A 22,407-nucleotide genomic window follows, 5' to 3' on the forward strand; every position below is an offset into this window, starting at 1 on the left:
TTCCCACCGGCACTTCAGACTTCTCTGCTAGCGCGATCACTTCGCCCGCCTCACCCTGATCGTTCCCACGCTCTGCGTGGTAACGCCTCCCGGGACGCTCCGCGTTCCACTCCCGTCGCACCGCAAAATTCAAGGAAGAATCCCATGGGCCGCAGCCGCTACACCATTACTGAAACCGACAAACCGCATTTCCTGACTTGCACGATCATGGAATGGTTACCGCTGTTCATCCGCCCCTACATCGTCGACCACCTGCTCAACTGCTGGCGTTATCAACAGACCCACCATGACTTGAAGCTGTACGGCTACGTGATTCTGGAAAACCATCTTCACTTCGTCGCTCAGGCGCCCAACCTGAGTAAATGCCTCAGCCAATTCAAATCTTTCACCGCGCGTCAAATCATCGATGATCTGCAAAGCAAAGGTGCCGACAAAGCTCTGCAACGCCTGCGCTTTAGCAAACGCGCGCATAAGCAGGATCGGGTTTACCAGTTGTGGCAGGAAGGCTCCCACGCAGAGATGGTTTATAGCGAATTGGTCATGCGCCAGAAGCTTGAATACATCCACGACAATCCGGTGAAACGCGGGTATGTGGATTTGCCGGAGCATTGGCGTTATTCGAGTGCCAGGGACTACGCGGGAATGCCGGGGCTAATTGAGGTTCAGTACTGGTATTGATCGTTCCCACGCGGAGCGTGGGAACGAGCAAAATTGCGTTGCCCTTGGTCTACATTGTCTGTCGAGCCCTTCGCTCACATAACAATAAGCAGGAGCATCGGCATGTCGTTACAAGGCAAAACCCTGTTCATCACCGGCGCCAGCCGTGGCATTGGCCGTGAGATTGCGCTGCGTGCCGCGAGGGACGGGGCCAATATCGTGATTGCGGCGAAGAGCGCCGAACCCCACGCCAAATTGCCCGGCACCATCCACAGCGTCGCCGCCGAAGTCCAGGCGGCGGGTGGCAAGGCGTTGGCGTTGCAGGTGGATGTGCGTGATGAGGACGGCGTGCGCCGGGCATTGGCCCAGGCCAACGAACATTTCGGCGCGATCGATGCGCTGGTGAACAACGCCGGGGCGATCAAGTTGACCGGTGTGCAACACGTCGAACTGAAACGTTTCGACCTGATGCACCAGATCAACACCCGCGCGGTGCTGCTGTGCAGCCAGGCCGCCCTGCCCTATCTGAAAAAATCCGCCGGGCACATTCTCAACCTGTCGCCACCGCTGAATCTGGCGAGCAAGTGGTTTGCACAGTTCAGCCCTTACACCGTGACCAAGTACGGCATGAGCATGCTGACGCTGGGGATGAGTGAGGAGTTTGCCGGTTACGGCATCAGCGTCAATTCCCTGTGGCCGCAGACGATGATTGCTACAGCGGCGATCGAGTTTCAGTTGGGAAATCGGGAGTCGTTCAAGCAGGCGCGAACGCCAGCGATCATGGCGGATGCGGCGTACGTGATTCTGGATAGCCGCGAACGGCAGATCACCGGGCGGCTATTGATTGATGAAGAAATTTTGCGCGAGCACGGCATGACCGAGTTCAATCACTACCGGTTTGAACCGGACAGCACCGCAACCCTGATGCCCGACCTGTTCATCGACTGAACACAACCCATGTAGGAGCTGCCGAAGGCTGCGATCTTTTGATCTTCAAAAACAAGATCAAAAGATCGCAGCCTTCGGCAGCTCCTACACAGGGATTCCGTTAGAAATCGATACGGACGTCGCCTTTAGGCACGCTGCAGCACGACAGGATGAACCCCTCAGCCTCGTCGTCCTCGGTAATCCCGCCGTTGTGCTCCATCTCCACCTCGCCCCCCAGCTTGAGCACCTTGCACGTCCCGCAAATGCCCATGCCGCAAGCTTTCGGAATCATCAAACCAAGCTTGGCCGCCGCCGCATGCACAGTCTCACCCGGGGCCACACGAATGCTCTTGCCGGACGAGGTGAACTCGACCTGATGCAGATCCGCCGCATCGATCTCCGGCGCATCCGCTGCCTGTTCGGCTTGCTCCACCGCATCGGCACGCGCTTCTGGTGGCGTCGCACCGAAGGATTCTTCGTGATAACGCGACATGTCATACCCGGCCACTTCCAGCAGGCGCTTGACCGCGTTCATATACGGCGTCGGGCCGCAGCAGAACACCTCGCGTTCAAGGAAGTCCGGCACCATCAGTTCCAGCATCTTGTGGTTCAGGTAACCGCGATATCCCGCCCACGGCTCACCCAAGCCATGCTTCTCGCAGATCAGGTGCAGGCTGAAGTTGTCGATCCGCGACGCCATGTGCTCCAGCTCGCGGTGGTAAATGATGTCTTTCGGCGAGCGCGCGCTGTGGATAAAGGTCATGTCGACGTTGGCGTTGGTGTCGTAGAACCAGCGCGCCATCGACATGCACGGCGTGATACCGACGCCGCCGCTGAGATAGAGGACTTTCGGGCTCGGGAAGTCGATGGCATTGAACAGCCCGACCGGCCCGTGCACCGCCAATTCCTGCCCTTCATGCAGCGTGTCGTGCAGCCAGTTGGAAACCTTGCCCCCCGGCACCCGTTTGATCGTCACCGAAAAGCTGTACGGCACCGACGGCGAACTGGAAATGGTGTACGAGCGCATGATCGGCTGGCCTTCGATTTCCAGCTCCAGGGTCACGAACTGCCCGGGCTTGAAGAAGAACAGAATCGGCTGGTCGGCCATGAAACAGAAGGTGCGCACGTCCCAGGTTTCCTGGATGACTTTGACGCAACGGACGATGTGTCGGCCATTGGCCCAGGTCTGGGTGGTGACCGGATTCAGGAAGCTGTTGGACATGCTGTTCTCCACGGCCGACTGTCGGCCTCATGTCGGCGATTCTGCGTATAGCGCGAACCACCCGTTTACCTATCCGCGACATCGGCATACTTATCGCGACCAGCCCCCAACCACCGGGGGTTGCGCGTCGGGAACAGATTGCACCATGTCGCCCATGGATAAGGTTCCGCCCCGCGCCGGCCCCACACTCGCCCCAACACCAAGACAGCTTCTTTACACCTTGCGTAGCAACCGTTAGCAGCACACCTGATCAGCCACTTTTCGCCGGCCACGCAGATGGCCATGAGGATCACATCGATGGACGTCACCGCAAAAATCAGCCTGGGCGATCCGCTGGAACCCGCACGCAAGGCCACCGCACAAATGCTCCAGGAGCGCGAGCGGACGTTTTCGCTGCCACAACCGTTTTACAGCGATGAACGACTCTTCGATATCGACATGCAGGAGATCTTCCAGAAAGAGTGGTTGATCGCCGGCATGACCTGCGAGATCCCGGCGAAAGGCAACTACCTGACACTGCAGATCGGCAAAAACCCGATCATCGTCATTCGTGGCGCCGAGGGTGTGGTGCATGCGTTTCACAACGTCTGCCGCCACCGCGGCTCGCGCCTGTGCACCAGTGAAAAAGGCAAGGTCGCCAAACTGGTCTGCCATTACCACCAGTGGACGTACGAGCTGGACGGGCGCCTGCTGTTCGCCGGCACCGAAATGGGCGCCGACTTCGACATGAAGCAGTACGGCCTCAAACCAGTGAACGTGAAGACCGCCGGCGGCTACATCTTCATCAGCCTGGCCGAGAACCCGCCAGCCATCGATGACTTCCTGTCGACGCTGAACCATTACATGGAACCGTACGACATGGAGAACACCAAGGTGGCGATCACCACCACCTTGATGGAAAAGGCCAACTGGAAACTGGTGCTGGAAAACAACCGCGAGTGTTACCACTGCAACGCGTCGCACCCGGAACTGTTGAAAACCCTGCTGGAATGGGACGACGTCACCGATCCGCGCGCCGATCAGGCGTTCAAGGATCACGTCGCCGCCTCTGCCGCGGCCTGGGAGGCCGAGAAGATTCCTTATGCCCACGCCAGTTTCGGCCTGCGCAACCGCATCGTGCGCATGCCGTTGCTCAAGGGCACCGTGTCGATGACCCTCGACGGCAAACAGGGTTGCGCGAAACTGATGGGCCGGATCAAGAACCCGGACCTCGGTTCGATGCGCATCCTGCACCTGCCGCACTCGTGGAACCACTGCATGGGCGACCACATCATCGTCTTCACGGTGTGGCCGATCAGCGCGCAGGAAACCATGGTCACCACCAAGTGGATCGTGCACAAAGATGCGGTTGAGGGTGTTGATTACGACGTCGAGCGCATGCGTCAGGTGTGGGATGCGACCAATGATCAGGATCGGCGTCTGGCTGAGGAGAATCAGCGCGGGATCAACTCGACGGCGTATCAGCCTGGGCCTTATTCGAAGACCTATGAGTTTGGTGTGGTCAACTTCGTGGATTGGTACAGCGAGCGCTTGCTGAACAACCTTGGGGCTGAGCCTGCGCCTTACCTCAAAGGTGTCCCGGTTCAGGGCTGAGCAAGATCAAAAGATCGCAGCCTTCGGCAGCTCCTACAGGTGGAATGCGTTCCCCTGTAGGAGTGAGCCTGCTCGCGATAGCTATCTCACATTCACCACATCCCTAAACCTTGATTGCACAATTTCTGATCAACCACCCCGCACCCCATACCCACCAAGCCCCCCAGCCTTCCGCAAACAAGTTATCCACACACCCACCCACAGCAAATGGGGACAACTGTGGATGATTCGAAAAATATCCCACTGATTTGCAAAGAAAAACCGTGACTTATCCAGAAGTACTGTTTTGAAAACGCATTGATCACTTTTTGATCAACAGCCTGCAAGCCACGCCGTTCGTGGCGTTTAGCGGATGGCAAACACCTTATCCACAGAAGCACCAACAGAGATCGGGGGTAACTTTGCGCCTGCTGTGGAAAAGCCCTGAAGACTGCGAAATATCAGGCTCTACGGGCAATTCATCGGATAAAAAACGCAAATTGATCAGTTATTGATCAACCCTCTGAAAGCCACGTTTTATATAGCTCTCATGGGTTAGCGAACATCTTATCCACAGAAGCGCCAACAGAGATCGGGGGTAACTTACGCAGTTATCCCGCAGAAAAATCCCGTAAAAACCGTAAGTTAGGTTGGTTGTTTTTTGATCTGCGGCCTGCAAGCCACGGCGGACATGACTTGCAGCGAAGGGCGAACACGTTATCCACAGACTGACCAACAGGGATTGTGTGTAAACCCTCGTCAGTGGATAACCGAGTTCATGCTCGGTGCATCAGATAGGCCTCGCCCGTCACCCGGATCATTGGATGCGGAACCACTTGGCAGATTTTGACGATGCCGAAGCCATGCCGCTCATAGAACCGCCGCGCCCCTGTATTCGCGGCGTAGTCGATCAGGCTCAGGCCTTTGAGCGCCAGTTGCTCAGCACGCGCCTGGGCATGCTGGAGGAACTGCACGCCCAAGCCCAGATTGCGCCAGCCCTCATGCAGCGCCAGGCTGGAGATGTACAACGAATCCGGCACTTCCATATCGGCATACGGTGCCAGCACCGGATCGGTGGGCGGCGTTGGCTCGGGATCTTCGCGCATGGCGTAGCTGTGCATCATGCCAACTACCTGACCTGCAGCCTCGGCGATCAGGCAGTTCTGCCAAGAGAAATCCACGTCGTCGCGGGCATAGCGCCGCTCACCGACATCAAGCAATGCCTCACCCGGCTCCGCCAATTGGCTCCAGATATAATCCGAGGCCCCCTCCGAAGAGATCTGAAACAAACGCGCAATGTCGCGCGCATCCGTGCGCAGTGCAGGTCGAAACTCAACGGTCATTCACATTATTCCTATGGCAAACCCACCAACCTGTAGGAGCTGACGAGTGCAACGAGGCTGCGATCTTTTGATCTTGGTATTTGAAAAAAAGATCAAAAGATCGCAGCCTCGTTGCACTCGTCAGCTCCTACAGAGATTTGGGGGGTGTCGGGTGTCAGCGGACGACGCCTTCTTCGATCAGCAGTTTGAGGATGGCTTCGGCGCCGGCTTGTGGGGTGACGCCTTTGAGCACTTGCCCACCGCCGCCACTGGCTTTGGCGGTCGCGGCTTTCATGCGGTCGGCGCCGCTTTTGGCTTTGATCACTTTCAGGCGTTTAGGCCTTGGTTTGGCCGGTTGCAGGGTGGCTACAGACAGGAGTTCATCGTCAACAACCTCGACGTCGTCAGCCTCCAATACCCCACGCCGCGCCGGGCCGTAAGCACTCTGCCGAGGTTTCGGCGCAGCGTTATCCACAGTCGCCAGAAAGGGCAGCTTCACCTTCAACCGTCGCCGCTGACCACGCGGCAAGGCTTGCAGCACCAGCGCCGAGCCGTCGCTGATCGACTCGACCTGCGCCAGCCCAACCACCAGCGGCCAGCCCAGCCCTTCGGCCAACAGGAACGGCAACATCCCCGAACCTTCACCGGTTTCCGCCTGGCTGCCGGTCAGCACCACTTGCGCACCGGCATCACGCAGATACGCGGTCAACGCTGGCAAGGCATCGGCGCCAGCGGGCTGCTCCAGCACATGCATCTGCTCCAGGCCCATGCCCAGATAGGCGCGCAGTGCCGGTTCCGCCACGTCGCCGGCGTGCAGCACTTGCAGGTTATCCCCAGCCAGTTGCAGGCCCAGCTCCACGGCGCGCGCGTCCTGGTCGGCGCGACGCGGGCGGCCGGAAGTCGGGTGGGCGCCGATTGAAACCAGACTGATAACTTTCATGTTCATCGCGTTTCCTTAGGCCGCATCGCGCTTGGATTCATTGCGGTAAGCCGAAACGGCTTCGATCAACGCTTGCAGAATCTCCGCGCTTTCGCCGATCACCGAGAGGTCGGCACGCTTGATCATGTCGCATCCCGGGTCAAGGTTGATCGCCACCACCTTGTCGCAAGCGCCAATACCTTGCAGATGCTGGATCGCCCCGGAGATACCCACAGCCACATAGACCCGCGCGGTGACCCAAGTGCCCGACGCGCCGACCTGACGATCACGCGCCATGAAGCCATCGTCCACCGCGACCCGCGAGGCGCCTTCGGTAGCTCCGAGCGCCGCCGCCGTTGCGTGGAACAGCTGCCAGTCCTTGACGCCGTTGCCGCCGGAGAAAATGAATTCCGCTTCGGCCATCGGAATCGCCGCCGGGTCCACTGCTACCGCACCGAGATCTTCGATCCGCGACAGGCTGCGCGCGACGCTTGTGGATAACTCCACCTTCAAGGCTTCATGACGGGTTTCGCTGACCGGCTCGGCGCATTCGGCGGCAGCCAGAATCAACCGCGCAACCGGCCGGGCAAGGTCTTGCAGCCCAGCGCCAGCGCGGCCGATGCACTCTTGATCCTTGACCTGCCAGACCCGTGTGGCCGGGCGCTCGCCGAGTGCCGCCGCAAAGCGTCGACCGATTTCGCCGCCACCGCTGCGACTGTCCGGCAGCAGCCAGTGACGCGGGTTGAACTGGTTATCCACAGCACGCAGACCCTGTACTCGTTGCTCCGGTGCATAACCACTGAATTCTTCACCTTCGAGCACCAGCAAGCGATCCACCCCGGCAGTGGCGAAAGCGTTTTCCTTGTGCTCGCCAAAGACCACCGCCAACACCGCGCCGTCCTGGCCAGCGAGTTGATGGGCAAGGCCGAGCAAGTCACGGTCGTGGCTGCTCAAGCGGCCACCGACCATGTCCGGCACCACGCTGATATAGAACGCCGGGGCCGGCACTTGATGCAGCGGCAATTGCACTTCAACAGTCGCCGAACGTTTGACCGCCCCGCCCTGTTGCGCACCACTGCGATCGATACGTTTGATGCCGTTGGGGCCGATAAAACCGATGCCGTGCAGATTCTTGCGGATGACGCCATTCGGCCCCATCCAGCTGTGTTGCGCCGGTTGCATCGCCGCATGCAACGGGTGCAGGCGGTTACGCGCAATCCATTCGGCGCGTGGGTCGCGGCGGATAATGTCGCTCATCAGTGGGCCTCCGCTGGTTCACGTTTGGCCGGGGTCGCAGGCTTGCTTGGCGCGGCGTCTTCGAGCAGCGCATCGGCGACCAGTTCGGCAATGTCCTTGATCAGCGGACGCGGTTCGACCACGCCTTCGAGCATCGCCGTGCACTGTGGACAACCCACGGCTACCAGTTCGGCGCCGGTCTCGCGGATGTCTTCCATGCGCATGTCGGGAATCCGCTGCTTGCCCGGAATGTCAGTGATCGGCGCCCCGCCACCGCCACCGCAGCAGCGCGAACGGAAACCGGAACGTTGCATCTCTTTGACTTCGATACCGAGCGCACGCAGTACTTCTCGCGGCGCTTCGTACTCGCCGTTGTAGCGACCGAGGTAGCACGGATCGTGATAGGTCACGCTGTTGCCTTTGTGCTGACCGAGATTGAGCGCGCCGGCCTGGATAATTTCGGCCATGTAGGTGCTGTGGTGCTGCACCAGGTAGCTACCGTCGAACGCGCCGTACTCGTTTTTCAGCACATGGAAACTGTGCGGATCGCAGGTGACGATGCGGTTGAAGCTGTATTTGCCCAGGGTCTGGATGTTGCGTTTGGCGAGCAACTGGAAGGTTGCTTCGTCGCCCAAACGGCGCGCTACGTCGCCGCTGTCACGCTCTTCCAGACCAAGCACGGCGAAGTCGATTTTCGCCGCTTTCAGCACTTTGACGAAGGCGCGCAGGGTGCGCTGGTTGCGCATGTCGAACGCACCGTCGCCGACCCAGAACAGCACGTCGGTGGATTTCTTTTCGCTGAGCAGATTGAGATTCAAATCCGCCGCCCAGTTCATTCGCCCGCCCGGGGCGAAACCGCCGGGGTTGTCGGTGGCGATGAGGTTTTCGAGGACTTCGGCGCCCTTGTTCGGGGTCGCGCCTCTTTCCAGGGTCAGGTGACGGCGCATGTCGACGATGGCATCGACGTGCTCGATCATCATCGGGCATTCCTCGACGCAGGCGCGGCAGGTGGTGCACGACCAGAGGGTTTCGGCGTCGACCAGACCGTTGACGATTGGTTGATGCGGATTGCCTGAGTGTTCGCCGATGAGTTTGCCAGGATAAGGACTGCCGGCGAACTTCGCATCGGTGCCGCCAGCGAGGCCGACGACCATATCCTGAATCAGTTTTTTCGGGTTCAGCGGCTGGCCGGCGGCGAAGGCCGGGCATGCAGCTTCGCACTTGCCGCACTGCACGCAGGCGTCAAAACCGAGCAACTGGTTCCAGGTGAAATCCTTGGGTTTTTCCACGCCCAGTGGTGCGTTCGGATCGTTCAGATCCAGCGGTTTCAAACCGGTGGAACGACCGCCGCCAAAGCGTTCAGCGCGACGGTGCCAAGCCAAATGCAACGCACCGGCGAAGGCGTGTTTCATCGGCCCGCCCCAGGTCATGCCGAAGAACAGTTCCGACACGCCCCACAGCACGCCGATCCCGAGGATGCCCGCGAGCACCCAGCCACCGAAGTTCTCCGGCAGTATTCCAGCCACCGGCAATGTCAGCAGAAAGAACGACGCCGAGAACGCCAACAGGCTTTTCGGCAGGCGCATCCACGGGCCTTTCGACAGCCGCGCCGGCGGGTTGCGCCGACGCAGATAAACGAAGATCGCGCCGACGAACATCACCGCCGTCATCAGCAGCAAGGCGTAACCGAGAATGCGGTTATGCAGGCCGAAACCGTGCACCAGCAGCGCCAGCACAATCGACGCCACCGCACCGCCGGCCGTGGCCACGTGCGTGTTGGCGATGTATTTGTCCCGCGCGACGACATGGTGCAAATCGACCATGTAACGCTTGGGCATGGCGAACAGGCCGCCGATCAGATCGACCTTCGAGGCCCGGCCCCGACGCCACATGCCCACCCGCCGCAACGCGCCGAGGACACCAAGGCCCAGGGCGGCAAACAACAGGATTGGAAGAAGGGTGTTCAACATGGTGAAGCTCCCACCAGTACAACCTGGAGAAACACGGCGTTCAATGATCGTTCCCACGCTCTGCGTGGGGATGCATCCCGGGACGCTCCGCGTCCCAAGCGGACGCAGAGCGTCCATTGCGGCATTCCCACGCAGAGCGTGGGAACGATCGGTTCACTAGCCCTTAGAAATCCTTGCAGAGCCGCAGGGCGTCATAAATGGCGGCGTGGGTGTTGCGCTGCGCCACGCAGTCGCCGATGCGGAACAGCAAGTAGCCGTCGCCCGTCTCGCTCAGCGATGGTTGCGGCTGGATCGCGAACAACGCTTCGACGTCGATCTGGCCCTTGTTGCGCGAACCCTCTTTGAGCGCGTAGTAGATTTCCTCATCCGGACGCACGCCGTTCTCCACCACCACCTGGTCGACCACCCGTTCCTCTTTGGCGCCGGTGTATTCGTTCTCCAGTACCGCGACCAGCTTGTCGCCTTCGCGGTAGACCTTTTCCAGCATCATGTCGCCGGTCATGATCACTTCTTTCGGGTACATGCTGCGGTAGTAGGTCGGGAACGACGTACCGCCGATGGCCACGCCCGGTTTGATGTCGTCGGTGACGATCTCGACCTGGCTGCCCTTGTCGGCGAGGAAGTCTGCGACCGACATCCCGGTGAACTCGCAAATGGTGTCGTAGACCAGCACGTTCTTGCCCGGCGCAACCTTACCGTCGAGCACGTCCCAGCTGCTGACCACCAGCCCTTCGGCAGCGCCCCAGTGTTCGTTCTGTTCCAGATACGGATGCCCGCCGACCGCCAGCACCACTACGTCCGGACGCAAGTCCATGATGGTGTCGGCATCAGCCGCCGTGCCCAGGCGCAGATCGACTTTCAGCCGCGCCAGCTCCAGCTGGAACCAGCGGGTGATGCCGGCGATCTGGTCGCGCTGCGGCGCTTTCGAGGCGGTGGTGATTTGCCCACCGATGAATTCTTTCTTCTCGAACAGGGTCACGTCGTGGCCACGCTCGGCGGCAACGCGTGCGGCTTCCATGCCGGCCGGGCCGGCACCGACGATGACCACTTTGCGTTTCGGCCCGGTGGATTTCTCGATGATGTGCGGCACGCCCATGTATTCACGGGAAGTCGCGGCGTTCTGGATGCACAGCACGTCCAGACCTTGGTACTGACGGTCGATGCAATAGTTGGCGCCGACGCACTGTTTGATCTGGTCGATCTGGCCCATCTTGATCTTGGCGATCAGGTGCGGGTCAGCGATGTGCGCGCGGGTCATGCCGACCATGTCGACGTAACCGCCTTCAAGAATCCGCGTAGCCTGGTTCGGGTCCTTGATGTTCTGTGCGTGCAGCACCGGCACCTTGACCACTTCCTTGATCCCGGCGGCCAGATGCAGAAACGGCTCCGGTGGATAACTCATGTTCGGAATCACGTTGGCCAGGGTGTTGTGGGTGTCACAACCCGAGCCGACGACGCCGATGAAGTCGAGCATGCCGGTGTCGTCGTAATACTTGGCGATCTGCTTCATGTCCTCGTGGGACAAGCCGTCCGGGTGGAACTCGTCACCGCACAGACGCATGCCCACGCAAAAATCGTCACCGACCTCGGCGCGCACGGCTTTCAGCACTTCCAGACCGAACTTCATCCGGCCTTCGAAGGTGCCGCCCCATTCGTCGGTACGCTTGTTGACGCGCGGGCTCCAGAACTGGTCGATCATGTGCTGGTGCACCGCCGACAGTTCAACGCCGTCAAGACCACCGGCCTTGGCCCGGCGCGCGGCCTGGGCGTAGTTGCCGATGACCCGCCAGATTTCTTCCGGCTCGATGGTTTTGCAGGTGGCGCGGTGTACCGGCTCACGGATCCCCGACGGCGACATCAGGGTCGGCCAGTTGAAGCCGTCCCAGCGCGAGCGCCGGCCCATGTGGGTAATCTGAATCATGATCTTGGCGCCATGCTTGTGCATGGCGTCGGCCAGATTCTGGAAGTGCGGGATGATCCGGTCGGTCGACAGGTTGACCGAGCTCCACCATTCCTGCGGGCTGTCGATGGCGACCACGGAGGAGCCGCCACAGATCGCCAGGCCGATGCCGCCCTTGGCTTTCTCTTCGTAATACTTGACGTAGCGGTCGGTGGTCATGCCACCGTCAGTCGCGTAGACCTCGGCGTGTGCGGTGCTGAGCACGCGGTTGCGGATGGTCAGTTTGCCGATCTGGATCGGCTGGAACATTGCTTCGAAAGCCATGGCGGGTTCCTCGACTTACAACGGCTTGACGGTGAACAGGCCGTCGTCGTGGCCTTCTTCGGAGCCACCGTAGACTTGCTCGGCAACGGTGCGAATCTTGCTGCCACGCGCTTCAAGGATCTGATCCATGGCCCCGGCAAACCAACCGGTGAACATGTAGTCGACCTTGCGCCCGACCTTGCCGTACACATAGACGAATGCCGAGTGTTCGAGCTTGACGCTGGCGGTGCCTTTGTCGAGGTCGATGTCCTGGATCTTGAACAGGCCCCAGCCGCGTTGCGACAGGCGTTTCATGTAGTGCTCGAACACCGCGACGCCTTCCAGGCCGTGGCATTCGGCTTCTTTTTCGCACCAGTGCCAAGCAGATTTGTAGCCGGCCTTGTAGAGGATTTCTGCGTAGGCCTCAGCGCCCAAAACCTCTTCGATGCCCATGTGGTTGTTGACGAAGAAGTGACGCGGCACGTAGAGCATCGGCAGGGCGTCGGAGGTCCAGACACCGGTCTCGCTGTCGACTTCGATTGGCAATTGCGGGGCGATCTTGGCCATGGAAACTTAACTCCAGAAAATTTTGTGTGTTGCCCCCGGCGCGGACGGCCGGGGGAAAGGATTCAGAAGTGCGGTGGCTTATTCGCCCCAGACATCCTTGAGGACGTTGACCCAGTTTTCGCCCATGATCTTGCGCACCACGCGCTCGGGATGGCCGCGCTTGAGCAGGGTTTCGGTCAGGTTGGGGAACTCGCCGACGGTGCGAATGCCCAGCGGGTTGATGATCTTGCCGAAGCTGGTCAGACGACGGGCGTAGCCCTTGTCGTGGGTCAGGTATTCGAAGAAGTCCTGCCCGTGACCCTGGGTGAAGTCGGTGCCGATACCGATGGCGTCTTCGCCGACGATGTTCATCACATATTCGATCGCTTCGGCGTAGTCGTCGATGGTCGAATCGATGCCCTTGGCGAGGAACGGCGCGAACATGGTCACGCCGACAAAACCGCCGTGGTCGGCAATGAACTTCAATTCTTCATCGGACTTGTTGCGCGGGTGCTCTTTCAGGCCCGACGGCAGGCAGTGGGAATAGCACACCGGTTTTTTCGATTCGAGGATGACTTCTTCAGAAGTCTTGGAACCAACGTGAGACAGGTCGCACATGACGCCGACGCGGTTCATCTCGGCGACGATCTCGCGACCGAAACCCGAGAGGCCACCGTCACGCTCGTAGCAACCGGTGCCGACCAGATTCTGGGTGTTGTAGCACATCTGCACGATGCCGACGCCGAGCTGCTTGAACACCTCGACATAGCCGATCTGGTCTTCAAAGGCGTGGGCATTCTGGAAGCCGAAGAGGATGCCGGTTTTGCCCTGCTCCTTGGCTTTGCGGATGTCGGCGGTGGTGCGCACCGGCATCACCAGGTCGCTGTTGTCGCGGATCAGCTTCTGGCTGGCAGCGATGTTGTTCACGGTCGCCTGAAAGCCTTCCCACACCGACACAGTGCAGTTGGCCGCCGTCAGACCGCCCTTGCGCATGTCTTCAAACAGCTCGCGGTTCCATTTGGCAATGATCAGACCGTCGATAACGATGCTGTCGGCGTGTAATTCGGCTGGGCTCATCAGGCGTCCCCTTATTGGCGATTCATGCGCCGAATCGTCTGCCGGCGCTTTGGGGCCAGCATATGCCTCGGTGCCGGGGCGACCGGGTGCAAAAACGACAGGGGAATTGCCGAAAGCGTCAATCCGCGACAAAGGGTCGCCAGACGCTCCGATCAGCTACCTGTTCAAGCCCGCAAGCTTGAGCCAGAATCTCCGGCATCTTGGAAACACCACTGGATTAGAGCGGCGACAACAATGAAATCGATCTTCCTGGCTTTGGCTTTGATTGCGACCGGCGTACACGCCGCCGAAGAATCCGACAACAACCCCTGCGACGCCGTCGAAAACGACGTCCAGACCCTGGAATGCTCGACCTACAGCCGCACGACCGCCGAAGACCTGCTCAAGGACAACTACGCCAGCCTGACCGAACGCATGCAGACCGCCTACGGCAAAAACGCCACGCAACTGGCGGATATCACCGCCAAACTCAAAACCGCACAGCAGCAGTGGCTGAAGACGCGGGACGCGGATTGCGCGGTGGAGGCGTTCCCGGCGACGGCGGGGAGCAAGGCGTTTACGATTGCGCAGAATGACTGCGTGGCGCGGATGAGTGATGAGCGGTCGGAGTTTTTGGAGTCGATTGGGCAGGAATAGTCTTAAGTACTCCGATGAAAGCGGGACTCGCTCTCTGCTTTCATCGCGTCAATCTCCTCTTCCTACAATAGATACCGTGCCTGCCTACACGTATTGCGTGAATGCCTTTATCTGAGGGGTTCTCACGCAATACGCTGACATCTGTTTCCAGTTGGCCAACCGAAAAATATAAGTAAAGATTCGCCAATCTTATAAAAGACTTATATTCTTCCATGAACAGCATCCACTGGACTCGAAAGGCCGTTAAGCAACTACTGAAATTGCACTGCGTTCATCAAGGACAGGTTCGTGATGCCATCACGGCGCTCGCTGACATGCCTGATGTCGGCAACGTCAAATCATTGGTTGGACATGAATACGCTTACCGACTGCGAGTCGGCAATTATCGGGTCATGTTCGACTGGGACGGCGCAATCAAAGTGGTCAGTATTCAAGAGGTCAAAAAACGCGATGAACGCACCTACTGACATCCAAATAATCAACGACGCCGAGGGCAAACCGGCCTTCGTGGTCATTCCCTATGCGCAATACGTTGCACAGAAAGTAAAACCTGATCTGATCCCCCATGAGGTGGTTAGCCGCATGGTCGACGGGGCGACACCGATTCGGGCCTGGCGCGAATATCTAAACCTGACGCAAGAAGAAGTCGCCAACCGCATGGGCATTTCGCAACCGGCGTTTGCTCAACAGGAAGCGGTGTCCAAGCCTCGTAAAGCGACACGCGAGAAAATTGCAGCGGCGTTCGGCATCACCGCCAATCAGCTTGAGCTGTAAGCTGCGCCCTTCACTTCAAGGAATTCCCCATGAACATCTGCGGCATTGAAATCAAAGGCAGCGAAGCGATCATCGCCGTGGCCGCTCTCGACGGTTCGGCCTTGAGCCACGTTCCCCTTGCCACCAAGAAGATCGCCCTCGACGAAGATGACGAGGCGGCCAACGTGAAGCTGTTCGCGGCGCAGGTGGCGTCGTTTGTGCGCGAGAACTCGGTTGATCGGATTGCGATCAAGAAGCGCAGCAAGAAGGGTGAGTTTGCCGGTGGGCCGACGACATTCAAGATTGAAGGGATTTTGCAGTTGCTCGATGGCTGCGAGGTGACGTTGTTGTCGCCGCAGACGATCAATGCGCAGGCGAAGAAGCACAATTTTGAACTGCCGGGGACGTTGAACAAGTATCAGCATGAGGCTTATAAGGCGGCGTGTTCGGCGTTGGTGAAGAAGTAACCCGATTCCCGAAATCACCTTGGAACCTGTGGGAGCGGGCTTGCCCGCGATGGCGGTGTGTCAGGCAATAACAATGTTGGATGTGCTGGCCTCATCGCGGGCAAGCCCGCTCCCACAGGGTTCTAGGGTGTTGCTGAAACCACTCAGGCCTGGGCGGTACGCCGGTCTTCGCGCGGGCAGCGGGCGAAGCGCGCGCGGTAGCTGCGGGTGAAGTACGACGGGGACTCGAAGCCGCAGGCGATGCTGACTTCGAGCACGCTCATGTCGGTCTGGCGCAGTAGCTGGCGAGCTTTCTCCAGGCGCAGGCGCAGGTAAAAATTGCTCGGCGTATCGTCCAGGTGTAGCCGAAACAAGCGCTCCAGTTGCCGCCGCGTCACCTTGATCGATTCGGCCAGTTGTAGCGTGGTCAGCGGCGGTTCGCTGTGCTGCTCCATCTCGCCGATCACCTGCACCAGTTTCTTGTTGTTGATCCCGTAACGCGTGGCGACTTCCATGCGCTGGTGGTCTTTGCGCGGACGGATGCGCCCCAGCACAAACTGCTCGCTGACCTGAATCGCCAGTTGCGGGCCATGGGCCTGAGCGATCAGATCGAGCATTAGATCGATAGAAGCCGTACCGCCGGCCGAGGTGATTCGCCGGCGGTCGATCTCGAACAGCTCCTGGGTCACGCTGAGCTGTGGATAAGATTCCTTGAATGCGTCGATGGCTTCCCAGTGCAGGGTCAGGCGATGGCCATCGAGCAGGCCCGCCTCGGCAAGGACGAAGCTACCGGTGTCGATGGCACCAAGGGTCACGCCTTCGTTATCCAGACGCCGCAACCAGTGTTCAAGGGTTGGTGTGGCAAATTTCAGCGGTTCAAACCCGGCCACCACCAACAGCGTCGCGCCTTTCTTCAACGGCTCCAGCGCCGCATCGGCGTTAACCGACATGCCGTTACTCGCCAGCACCGCCCCGCCATCCGCGCTCAACACATGCCAGCGGTACAACTCGCCACGAAAGCGGTTGGCCACGCGCAGCGGTTCGATCGCAGAAATAAAGCCGATGGCGGAGAACCCCGGCATCAGCAGAAAGTAGAAATCCTGGGACATGTGCGCACTCGATTCGCGGGTAACGAGAGGGAGGGTAGCGTGGCTCGTTGATACGCCGATTGTCGTCGGCGTTCAAGGGCACAGGTCGCTACAGTGCAAATGCCAGTCGCCGCAGTGCGCTTTCATGGGCGTATAGCTGCGTAACTTTGCATCACCGGCACGACAGATGCCGGAACTCACAATAACGACCTGCCGAGGAACCCGACATGAAACGACTGATCAGCAGCTGTGTTCTTGCACTCAGCGGTACCGCTTTCTTGAGCGCCAGCGTCATGGCGGCCGAACCCGCCTCGTGCCAGAACGTACGCATGGGCGTGGTCAACTGGACCGACGTGATCGCCACCAGTGCCATGACCCAGGTCCTGCTCGACGGCCTCGGCTACAACACCAAACAAACCAGCGCGTCCCAGCAAATCATCTTCGCCGGGATTCGCGATCAGCGCCTCGACCTGTTCCTCGGTTACTGGAACCCGCTGATGACGCAGACCATCACCCCGTTCGTCGATGCCAATCAGGTCAAAGTGCTTGAAGCACCAAGCCTGAAAGACGCTCGCGCGACCCTCGCGGTACCGACTTATCTGGCCGACAAAGGCCTGAAAACCTTCGCTGACATCGCCAAGTTCGAAAAAGAGCTGGGCGGCAAGATCTACGGCATCGAGCCTGGCTCGGGCGCCAACACGCAGATCAAGGCAATGATCGCCAAGAACCAGTTTGGCCTCGGCAAGTTCCAGTTGGTCGAGTCCAGTGAGGCCGGTATGCTCGCCGCCGTCGATCGCGCTGTGCGCCGCAAAGAGGCCGTGGTGTTCTTCGGCTGGGCGCCGCACCCGATGAACGTCAACGTCAAGATGACCTATCTCACCGGCAGTGAAGACGCCCTCGGCCCGAACGAAGGCATGGCCACGGTGTGGACCGTCACCGCACCGAAATACGCCGAGCAGTGCCCGAACGTTGGCCGTCTGCTGACCAACCTGACGTTCACTGCCGAGGACGAGAGCCGGATGATGCAGCCGTTGCTCGACCACAAGGACGCTTTCGAATCGGCCAAGCAATGGCTCAAGGATCACCCCGAAGACAAGCAGCGCTGGCTCGAAGGTGTGACTACTTTCGATGGCAAACCGGCCGCTGAAAATCTCCAGCTGACCAGCAAATAACCCACCCCGAATCAACGCTCCGCAGCCCCGAAAAGGGCTGCGGACAGACCCATCACGCCTGAAGGAAACCGCACCATGAACCACGACGTCATCATCACCTGCGCACTCACCGGTGCTGGCGACACGACCGCCAAGAGCCCACACGTGCCAGTCACCCCGAAACAAATCGCTGCGGCGGCCGTTGAAGCGGCCAAGGCCGGCGCCACGGTTGTGCACTGCCATGTGCGCGATCCGCAGACCGGCAAGTTCAGCCGTGACGTGGCGCTGTACCGCGAAGTGATGGAGCGCATCCGCGAGGCCGACGTCGACATCATCGTCAACCTCACCGCCGGCATGGGCGGCGACCTCGAAATCGGCGCTGGCGAGAACCCGATGGAGTTCGGCCCGAACACCGACCTGGTCGGCCCGCTGACCCGTCTCGCCCACGTCGAAGCACTGCTGCCGGAAATCTGCACCCTCGATTGCGGCACCCTGAATTTTGGCGATGGCGACACCATTTATGTCTCCACTCCGGCGCAACTGCGTGCCGGCGCCAAGCGCATTACCGAGCTGGGTGTGAAGGCCGAGCTGGAAATTTTCGATACCGGACATCTGTGGTTTGCCAAGCAGATGATCAAGGAAGGTCTGCTCGATAACCCGCTGTTCCAGCTGTGCCTGGGTATTCCATGGGGTGCGCCGGCGGATACCACGACGATGAAAGCCATGGTCGATAACTTGCCAGCCGACGCGGTGTGGGCCGGGTTTGGGATTGGCCGGATGCAGATGCCGATGGCCGCACAAGCGGTGTTGCTTGGCGGCAACGTGCGGGTCGGGCTGGAAGACAACCTGTGGCTGGACAAAGGCGTGCTGGCGACCAATGGCCAACTGGTCGAACGCGCCAGCGAGATCCTCAGCCGCCTCGGTGCCCGCGTGCTCACCCCTGCCGAAGGCCGCAAGAAAATGGGCCTGACCCAGCGCGGCTGACCCCTACACCTATTCCCGTTTGGAACCGGATTTGTGGCGAGGGGATTTATCCCCGTTCGGCTGCGCAGCAGTCGCAAAATCTTGGGACCGCTGCGCGACCCAACGGGGATAAATCCCCTCGCCACAAGGGCCGGTTTCACACGGGATCACCGAACACATTCAGGAATGTCGCCATGAGCTTTATCACCGAAATCAAAACCTTCGCCGCGCTGGGCAGCGGTGTCATCGGCAGTGGCTGGGTAGCCCGTGCGCTGGCCCATGGGCTGGATGTCGTGGCCTGGGACCCGGCGCCCGGCGCTGAAGCGGCGCTGCGCAAACGCGTCGCCAATGCCTGGGGCGCGCTGGAGAAAAACGGTCTGGCGCCGGGTGCTTCGCAGGATCGTCTGCGCTTTGTCACGACCATCGAAGAATGCGTGCGCGATGCCGATTTCATTCAGGAAAGCGCCCCGGAACGTCTGGAGCTGAAACTCGATCTGCACAGCAAAATCAGCGCAGCAGCCAAGCCGAATGCGTTGATTGGTTCGAGCACTTCGGGGCTGTTGCCGAGCGAGTTCTACGAGAGCTCGACGCATCCGGAACGCTGCGTGGTCGGCCACCCGTTCAACCCGGTTTATCTGTTGCCGCTGGTTGAAGTGGTCGGTGGCAGAAACACCGCGCTGGAAGCCGTTCAGGCGGCGATGAAAGTCTACGAATCCCTCGGCATGCGCCCGCTGCATGTGCGCAAGGAAGTGCCGGGATTCATCGCCGACCGCTTGCTCGAAGCGCTGTGGCGTGAGGCGCTGCATTTGGTCAACGACGGTGTCGCGACCACGGGCGAGATCGACGATGCGATCCGTTTTGGCGCTGGATTGCGCTGGTCGTTTATGGGCACTTTCCTGACTTATACGCTGGCCGGTGGCGATGCCGGGATGCGCCACTTCATGTCGCAATTCGGCCCGGCGTTGCAGTTGCCGTGGACCTATCTACCGGCGCCGGAACTGACTGACAAGTTGATTGATGATGTGGTCGATGGCACCAGTGATCAGCTCGGCCGTCACAGCATTTCGGCGCTGGAACGCTATCGTGATGATTGCCTGCTGGCGGTGCTGGAGGCGGTGAAGACCACCAAGGAAAAGCACGGGATGAGTTTCAGCGAATAGGCCGTTTAATGATCGTTCCCACACTCTGCGTGGGAATGCAGCCCGGGTCGCTCCGCGTCCCAGAAGCGTGACGCAGAGCGTCACAAGAGGCGTTCCCACGCAGAGCGTGGGAGCGATCGCGTCAGGAGAAAACATGCCCCACCTCACCACCTACCAAACCAGAATCATCCCCGACTGGGTCGACTACAACGGCCACCTGCGCGATGCCTTCTACCTGCTGATTTTCAGCTACGCCACCGATGCCCTGATGGATCGCCTCGGCATGGACAGCAACAACCGCGAAGCCAGCGGCCACTCGCTGTTCACCCTCGAACTGCACCTCAACTATCTGCACGAAGTGAAGCTCGACAGCGAGGTCGAAGTACACACGCAAATCATCGGCCACGACAGCAAGCGCCTGCACCTCTATCACAGCCTGCACAAGGTTGGGGAGGATCAGGAACTGGCCGGCAACGAACAAATGCTCCTCCACGTCGATCTCGTCGGTCCGCGCTCGGCACCGTTCAGCGCCGACACCTTGAGCCGTCTGCAAGCCATCGTCACCGAGCAGAAAGACCTGCCCGCTCCCGCTTACATCGGCCGCGTTATTGCGCTGCCACCCGCCCGGTAATTCCATCGATCGCAAGGAGCCGCCATGAACACCGCTGCCGCTGTTGCCGACTTCCGTACTTATCCGTTGATCAGCGCGCTAAGCGGCGTGCAGAGCCTGGCGGATCGCGAGGCCATTGAATGGGCTGACGGTCGCATCAGCCCGTTTCACCACGTTTGGCTGCGGGACAATTGCCCGTGTGAACGTTGCGTCTACAACGTCACCCGTGAGCAGGTTTTCGAGATTGTCGACGCCGCTGAAGATCTGAAACCCGCAGCCGCACACATCGATACCGACGGCTGCCTGCGCATCGACTGGCAGGACGGCCATCTCAGCCGTTTCGATCCGGGCTGGTTGCGCGCACACGCTTACGACGACGATTCCCGTGCCGAACGACTGGCCGGCAAACCGAAACCCTATCTGTGGCGCAGCGATTTGCAGTTGCCGGTGTTCGAGTACGCGGCGCTGATGAATGACAACGCCGCCCTGCTGCAATGGATGATCGCCATCCGCGACATCGGCCTGACGCAAGTGCGTGGCGTGCCCACCGAGCCCGGTTCGCTGAAGCTCATTGCCCAACGTATTTCGTTCATCCGCGAGAGCAACTTCGGCGTGCTGTTCAACGTGCAATCGAAGGCCGATGCCGACAGCAATGCCTACACCGCTTTCAACCTGCCGTTGCACACCGACCTGCCCACTCGCGAGCTGCAACCGGGGCTGCAATTTCTGCATTGCCTGGTGAATGACGCCGAGGGCGGCGAGAGTATTTTTGTCGACGGTTTCGCGATTGCCGATGCGTTGCGCAGCGAAGATCCGGCGGCGTTTCAGGCGTTGTGTGAAATCCCCGTGGAGTTTCGCAACAAGGATCGGCATAGCGACTATCGCTGCCTGGCGCCGATCATTGCTTTGGATGCTCTGGGGCGGGTGGCGGAGATTCGCATGGCGAACTTCTTGCGCGGGGCGTTTGAGACGTCGGTGGAACAGATGCCGTTGTTGTATCGGGCGTATCGGCGGTTTATTGCGATGACCCGCGAGCCGCGGTTTCGGCTGATGCAGCGGCTCAATCCCGGCGAGCTGTGGTGCTTTGATAACCGCCGCACGTTGCATGCGCGCAATGCGTTTGACCCGGGCACGGGGGCGCGGCATTTTCAGGGCTGCTATATCGACCGGGATGAGTTGTTGTCGCGGATCCTCGTGTTGCAAAGATAGACCGCGTCATCGTTCATCGCGGGCAAGCCCGCTCCCACAGGGTTCGGTGGCGTTTCACAAATATGCGACCAGACTCGAAACTTGTGGGAGCTGGCTTGCCAGCGAAGACGTCGGCAGGAACAACAAATCTCTAACTGATTCACAGCCAAAAAAAGCCCCGATGCAAGCCGTGACAGGATCGGGGCGCAAGCTACTGTTGAGGAGCTGCCGTGCGAGGGTGACCAAACCTTCGTGAAGCGAGCTTGCGCCAGTGTGCCCACTCCCCTTTCTGTCGAGTTAGCCGAAAACGACCTGTTCATAGTCGTCGCGGCCACGCTGACAAAACGCCCTTGCCGTGCCCGCCCCAGCCTTACAGAATCGAATCAAGACCTCCGTTGCCACAGAAGGATTTGCGTGATGATGTACGCCGATTTGATTGACCAGGAAGATCTGTTGGGCCAGCTCAAGGCGTTGGGTATTCAAGTACCCAGTGGCACGACCGCCGAGCAGGCTTGTGAGTGCGCGGTGCGCGGTCTGGATAATGTTCGCGCGTTTGAACTGCGCAAGATGGTCAAGGACATGTACACCAGCGGCGCCAGTATCCAGCCGGCAGTGCGGCAGGCGATCGACAAGCAGTTGTTGCCGGCATTGGCGGACTATCAGCAAAGCCATAGCGCCTGACAGCAGATCAAAAGATCGCAGCCTTCGGCAGCTCCTACATTGGAACGCATGATCGTTCCCACGCTCCGCGTGGGAATGCCTCAACGGACGCTCCGCGTTCG

The 22,407-nt window shown here is 59.9% G+C and carries 22 protein-coding genes; 13 read left to right on the forward strand and 9 right to left on the reverse strand.

Going from position 1 to position 22,407, the window contains the following annotated elements:
* Nucleotides 1–144: 144 nt before the first annotated feature.
* Together PMI37_RS17385 and PMI37_RS17390 are read left to right on the forward strand one after the other, a co-directional pair.
* Nucleotides 145–678, forward strand: coding sequence for an REP-associated tyrosine transposase (locus tag PMI37_RS17385; protein WP_008083153.1), 534 nt, complete (start codon nucleotides 145–147; stop codon nucleotides 676–678).
* A gap of 102 nt (nucleotides 679–780) precedes the next feature.
* On the forward strand, nucleotides 781–1,605 hold the full coding sequence (locus PMI37_RS17390; protein WP_008083154.1) for an SDR family oxidoreductase: 825 nt from the start codon (nucleotides 781–783) through the stop codon (nucleotides 1,603–1,605).
* A gap of 100 nt (nucleotides 1,606–1,705) precedes the next feature.
* Here the strand turns inward: PMI37_RS17390 and gbcB are convergent, their stop codons facing one another.
* Nucleotides 1,706–2,806, reverse strand: a complete 1,101-nt coding sequence (gene gbcB / locus PMI37_RS17395; protein ID WP_007911227.1) for a glycine-betaine demethylase subunit GbcB — start codon at nucleotides 2,804–2,806, stop codon at nucleotides 1,706–1,708.
* Between the two features lie 297 nt (nucleotides 2,807–3,103).
* Between gbcB and gbcA the strand changes: the two genes are divergently transcribed.
* Nucleotides 3,104–4,399 carry a glycine-betaine demethylase subunit GbcA gene (gene gbcA, locus PMI37_RS17400; protein WP_008083155.1) on the forward strand — a complete coding sequence of 432 codons (1,296 nt, stop codon included), beginning with the start codon at nucleotides 3,104–3,106 and terminating at the stop codon, nucleotides 4,397–4,399.
* 755 nt (nucleotides 4,400–5,154) lie between these two features.
* Here gbcA and PMI37_RS17405 read toward each other — a convergent pair.
* The 7 genes from PMI37_RS17405 to PMI37_RS17435 form a co-directional block, all read right to left on the reverse strand.
* Nucleotides 5,155–5,721: a GNAT family N-acetyltransferase gene (locus tag PMI37_RS17405; RefSeq protein WP_008083156.1), complete on the reverse strand. Its 567-nt coding sequence runs from the start codon at nucleotides 5,719–5,721 to the stop codon at nucleotides 5,155–5,157.
* A gap of 154 nt (nucleotides 5,722–5,875) precedes the next feature.
* On the reverse strand, nucleotides 5,876–6,646 hold the full coding sequence (gene etfB, locus PMI37_RS17410; protein ID WP_008083157.1) for an electron transfer flavoprotein subunit beta: 771 nt from the start codon (nucleotides 6,644–6,646) through the stop codon (nucleotides 5,876–5,878).
* A 9-nt stretch (nucleotides 6,647–6,655) separates the two neighbouring features.
* Nucleotides 6,656–7,876 carry an electron transfer flavoprotein subunit alpha gene (etfA, locus tag PMI37_RS17415; protein WP_008083159.1) on the reverse strand — a complete coding sequence of 407 codons (1,221 nt, stop codon included), beginning with the start codon at nucleotides 7,874–7,876 and terminating at the stop codon, nucleotides 6,656–6,658.
* Nucleotides 7,876–9,825, reverse strand: coding sequence for a dimethylglycine demethylation protein DgcB (gene dgcB, locus PMI37_RS17420; RefSeq protein WP_008083161.1), 1,950 nt, complete (start codon nucleotides 9,823–9,825; stop codon nucleotides 7,876–7,878). The genes etfA and dgcB overlap by 1 nt, the downstream gene beginning before the upstream one ends.
* 163 nt (nucleotides 9,826–9,988) lie before the next feature.
* Nucleotides 9,989–12,049: a dimethylglycine demethylation protein DgcA gene (gene dgcA, locus PMI37_RS17425; RefSeq protein WP_008083163.1), complete on the reverse strand. Its 2,061-nt coding sequence runs from the start codon at nucleotides 12,047–12,049 to the stop codon at nucleotides 9,989–9,991.
* 15 nt (nucleotides 12,050–12,064) lie between these two features.
* Nucleotides 12,065–12,595: a DUF5943 domain-containing protein gene (locus PMI37_RS17430; protein WP_008083165.1), complete on the reverse strand. Its 531-nt coding sequence runs from the start codon at nucleotides 12,593–12,595 to the stop codon at nucleotides 12,065–12,067.
* Nucleotides 12,596–12,673: 78 nt separating this feature from the next.
* Nucleotides 12,674–13,651, reverse strand: a complete 978-nt coding sequence (locus tag PMI37_RS17435; protein WP_008083166.1) for a dipeptidase — start codon at nucleotides 13,649–13,651, stop codon at nucleotides 12,674–12,676.
* Between the two features lie 234 nt (nucleotides 13,652–13,885).
* Here PMI37_RS17435 and PMI37_RS17440 point away from each other — a divergent pair, with 234 nt between their 5' ends.
* The 4 genes from PMI37_RS17440 to PMI37_RS17455 all read left to right on the forward strand — a co-directional run bounded on the left by PMI37_RS17440 (nucleotide 13,886) and on the right by PMI37_RS17455 (nucleotide 15,507).
* The gene (locus PMI37_RS17440) at nucleotides 13,886–14,287 is read left to right on the forward strand and encodes a lysozyme inhibitor LprI family protein (protein ID WP_008083168.1); all 402 of its coding nucleotides are present in this window, start codon (nucleotides 13,886–13,888) and stop codon (nucleotides 14,285–14,287) included.
* Between the two features lie 212 nt (nucleotides 14,288–14,499).
* Entirely contained in the window at nucleotides 14,500–14,754 is a 255-nt protein-coding gene (locus PMI37_RS17445; protein WP_008083170.1) for a type II toxin-antitoxin system RelE family toxin, read from the forward strand.
* Complete coding sequence (locus PMI37_RS17450) at nucleotides 14,738–15,061, forward strand: helix-turn-helix domain-containing protein (RefSeq protein ID WP_008083171.1); 324 nt, start codon at nucleotides 14,738–14,740, stop codon at nucleotides 15,059–15,061. Before PMI37_RS17445 ends, PMI37_RS17450 begins: the two co-directional genes overlap by 17 nt.
* A 29-nt stretch (nucleotides 15,062–15,090) precedes the next feature.
* Nucleotides 15,091–15,507 carry a DUF3010 family protein gene (locus PMI37_RS17455; protein ID WP_008083172.1) on the forward strand — a complete coding sequence of 139 codons (417 nt, stop codon included), beginning with the start codon at nucleotides 15,091–15,093 and terminating at the stop codon, nucleotides 15,505–15,507.
* Between the two features lie 143 nt (nucleotides 15,508–15,650).
* Here PMI37_RS17455 and PMI37_RS17460 read toward each other — a convergent pair whose 3' ends face one another.
* Complete coding sequence (locus PMI37_RS17460) at nucleotides 15,651–16,595, reverse strand: GlxA family transcriptional regulator (protein ID WP_008083173.1); 945 nt, start codon at nucleotides 16,593–16,595, stop codon at nucleotides 15,651–15,653.
* A 206-nt stretch (nucleotides 16,596–16,801) separates the two neighbouring features.
* Between PMI37_RS17460 and PMI37_RS17465 the strand changes: the two genes are divergently transcribed.
* The 6 genes from PMI37_RS17465 to PMI37_RS17490 all read left to right on the forward strand — a co-directional run bounded on the left by PMI37_RS17465 (nucleotide 16,802) and on the right by PMI37_RS17490 (nucleotide 22,306).
* Entirely contained in the window at nucleotides 16,802–17,746 is a 945-nt protein-coding gene (locus PMI37_RS17465; protein WP_008083181.1) for a choline ABC transporter substrate-binding protein, read from the forward strand.
* Nucleotides 17,747–17,821: 75 nt separating this feature from the next.
* Nucleotides 17,822–18,709 carry a 3-keto-5-aminohexanoate cleavage protein gene (locus tag PMI37_RS17470; protein ID WP_008083182.1) on the forward strand — a complete coding sequence of 296 codons (888 nt, stop codon included), beginning with the start codon at nucleotides 17,822–17,824 and terminating at the stop codon, nucleotides 18,707–18,709.
* A 173-nt stretch (nucleotides 18,710–18,882) separates the two neighbouring features.
* Nucleotides 18,883–19,848, forward strand: a complete 966-nt coding sequence (locus tag PMI37_RS17475) for an L-carnitine dehydrogenase (protein ID WP_008083184.1) — start codon at nucleotides 18,883–18,885, stop codon at nucleotides 19,846–19,848.
* 133 nt (nucleotides 19,849–19,981) lie between these two features.
* Nucleotides 19,982–20,458, forward strand: a complete 477-nt coding sequence (locus PMI37_RS17480; RefSeq protein WP_008083186.1) for a thioesterase family protein — start codon at nucleotides 19,982–19,984, stop codon at nucleotides 20,456–20,458.
* 24 nt (nucleotides 20,459–20,482) lie between these two features.
* Nucleotides 20,483–21,646 carry a gamma-butyrobetaine dioxygenase gene (locus PMI37_RS17485; protein WP_008083188.1) on the forward strand — a complete coding sequence of 388 codons (1,164 nt, stop codon included), beginning with the start codon at nucleotides 20,483–20,485 and terminating at the stop codon, nucleotides 21,644–21,646.
* Nucleotides 21,647–22,042: 396 nt separating this feature from the next.
* Nucleotides 22,043–22,306, forward strand: a complete 264-nt coding sequence (locus PMI37_RS17490; RefSeq protein ID WP_008083190.1) for a hypothetical protein — start codon at nucleotides 22,043–22,045, stop codon at nucleotides 22,304–22,306.
* Nucleotides 22,307–22,407: the final 101 nt, after the last annotated feature.

This window comes from Pseudomonas sp. GM80, from assembly GCF_000282515.1.
Classification (GTDB): Bacteria; Pseudomonadota; Gammaproteobacteria; order Pseudomonadales; family Pseudomonadaceae; genus Aquipseudomonas.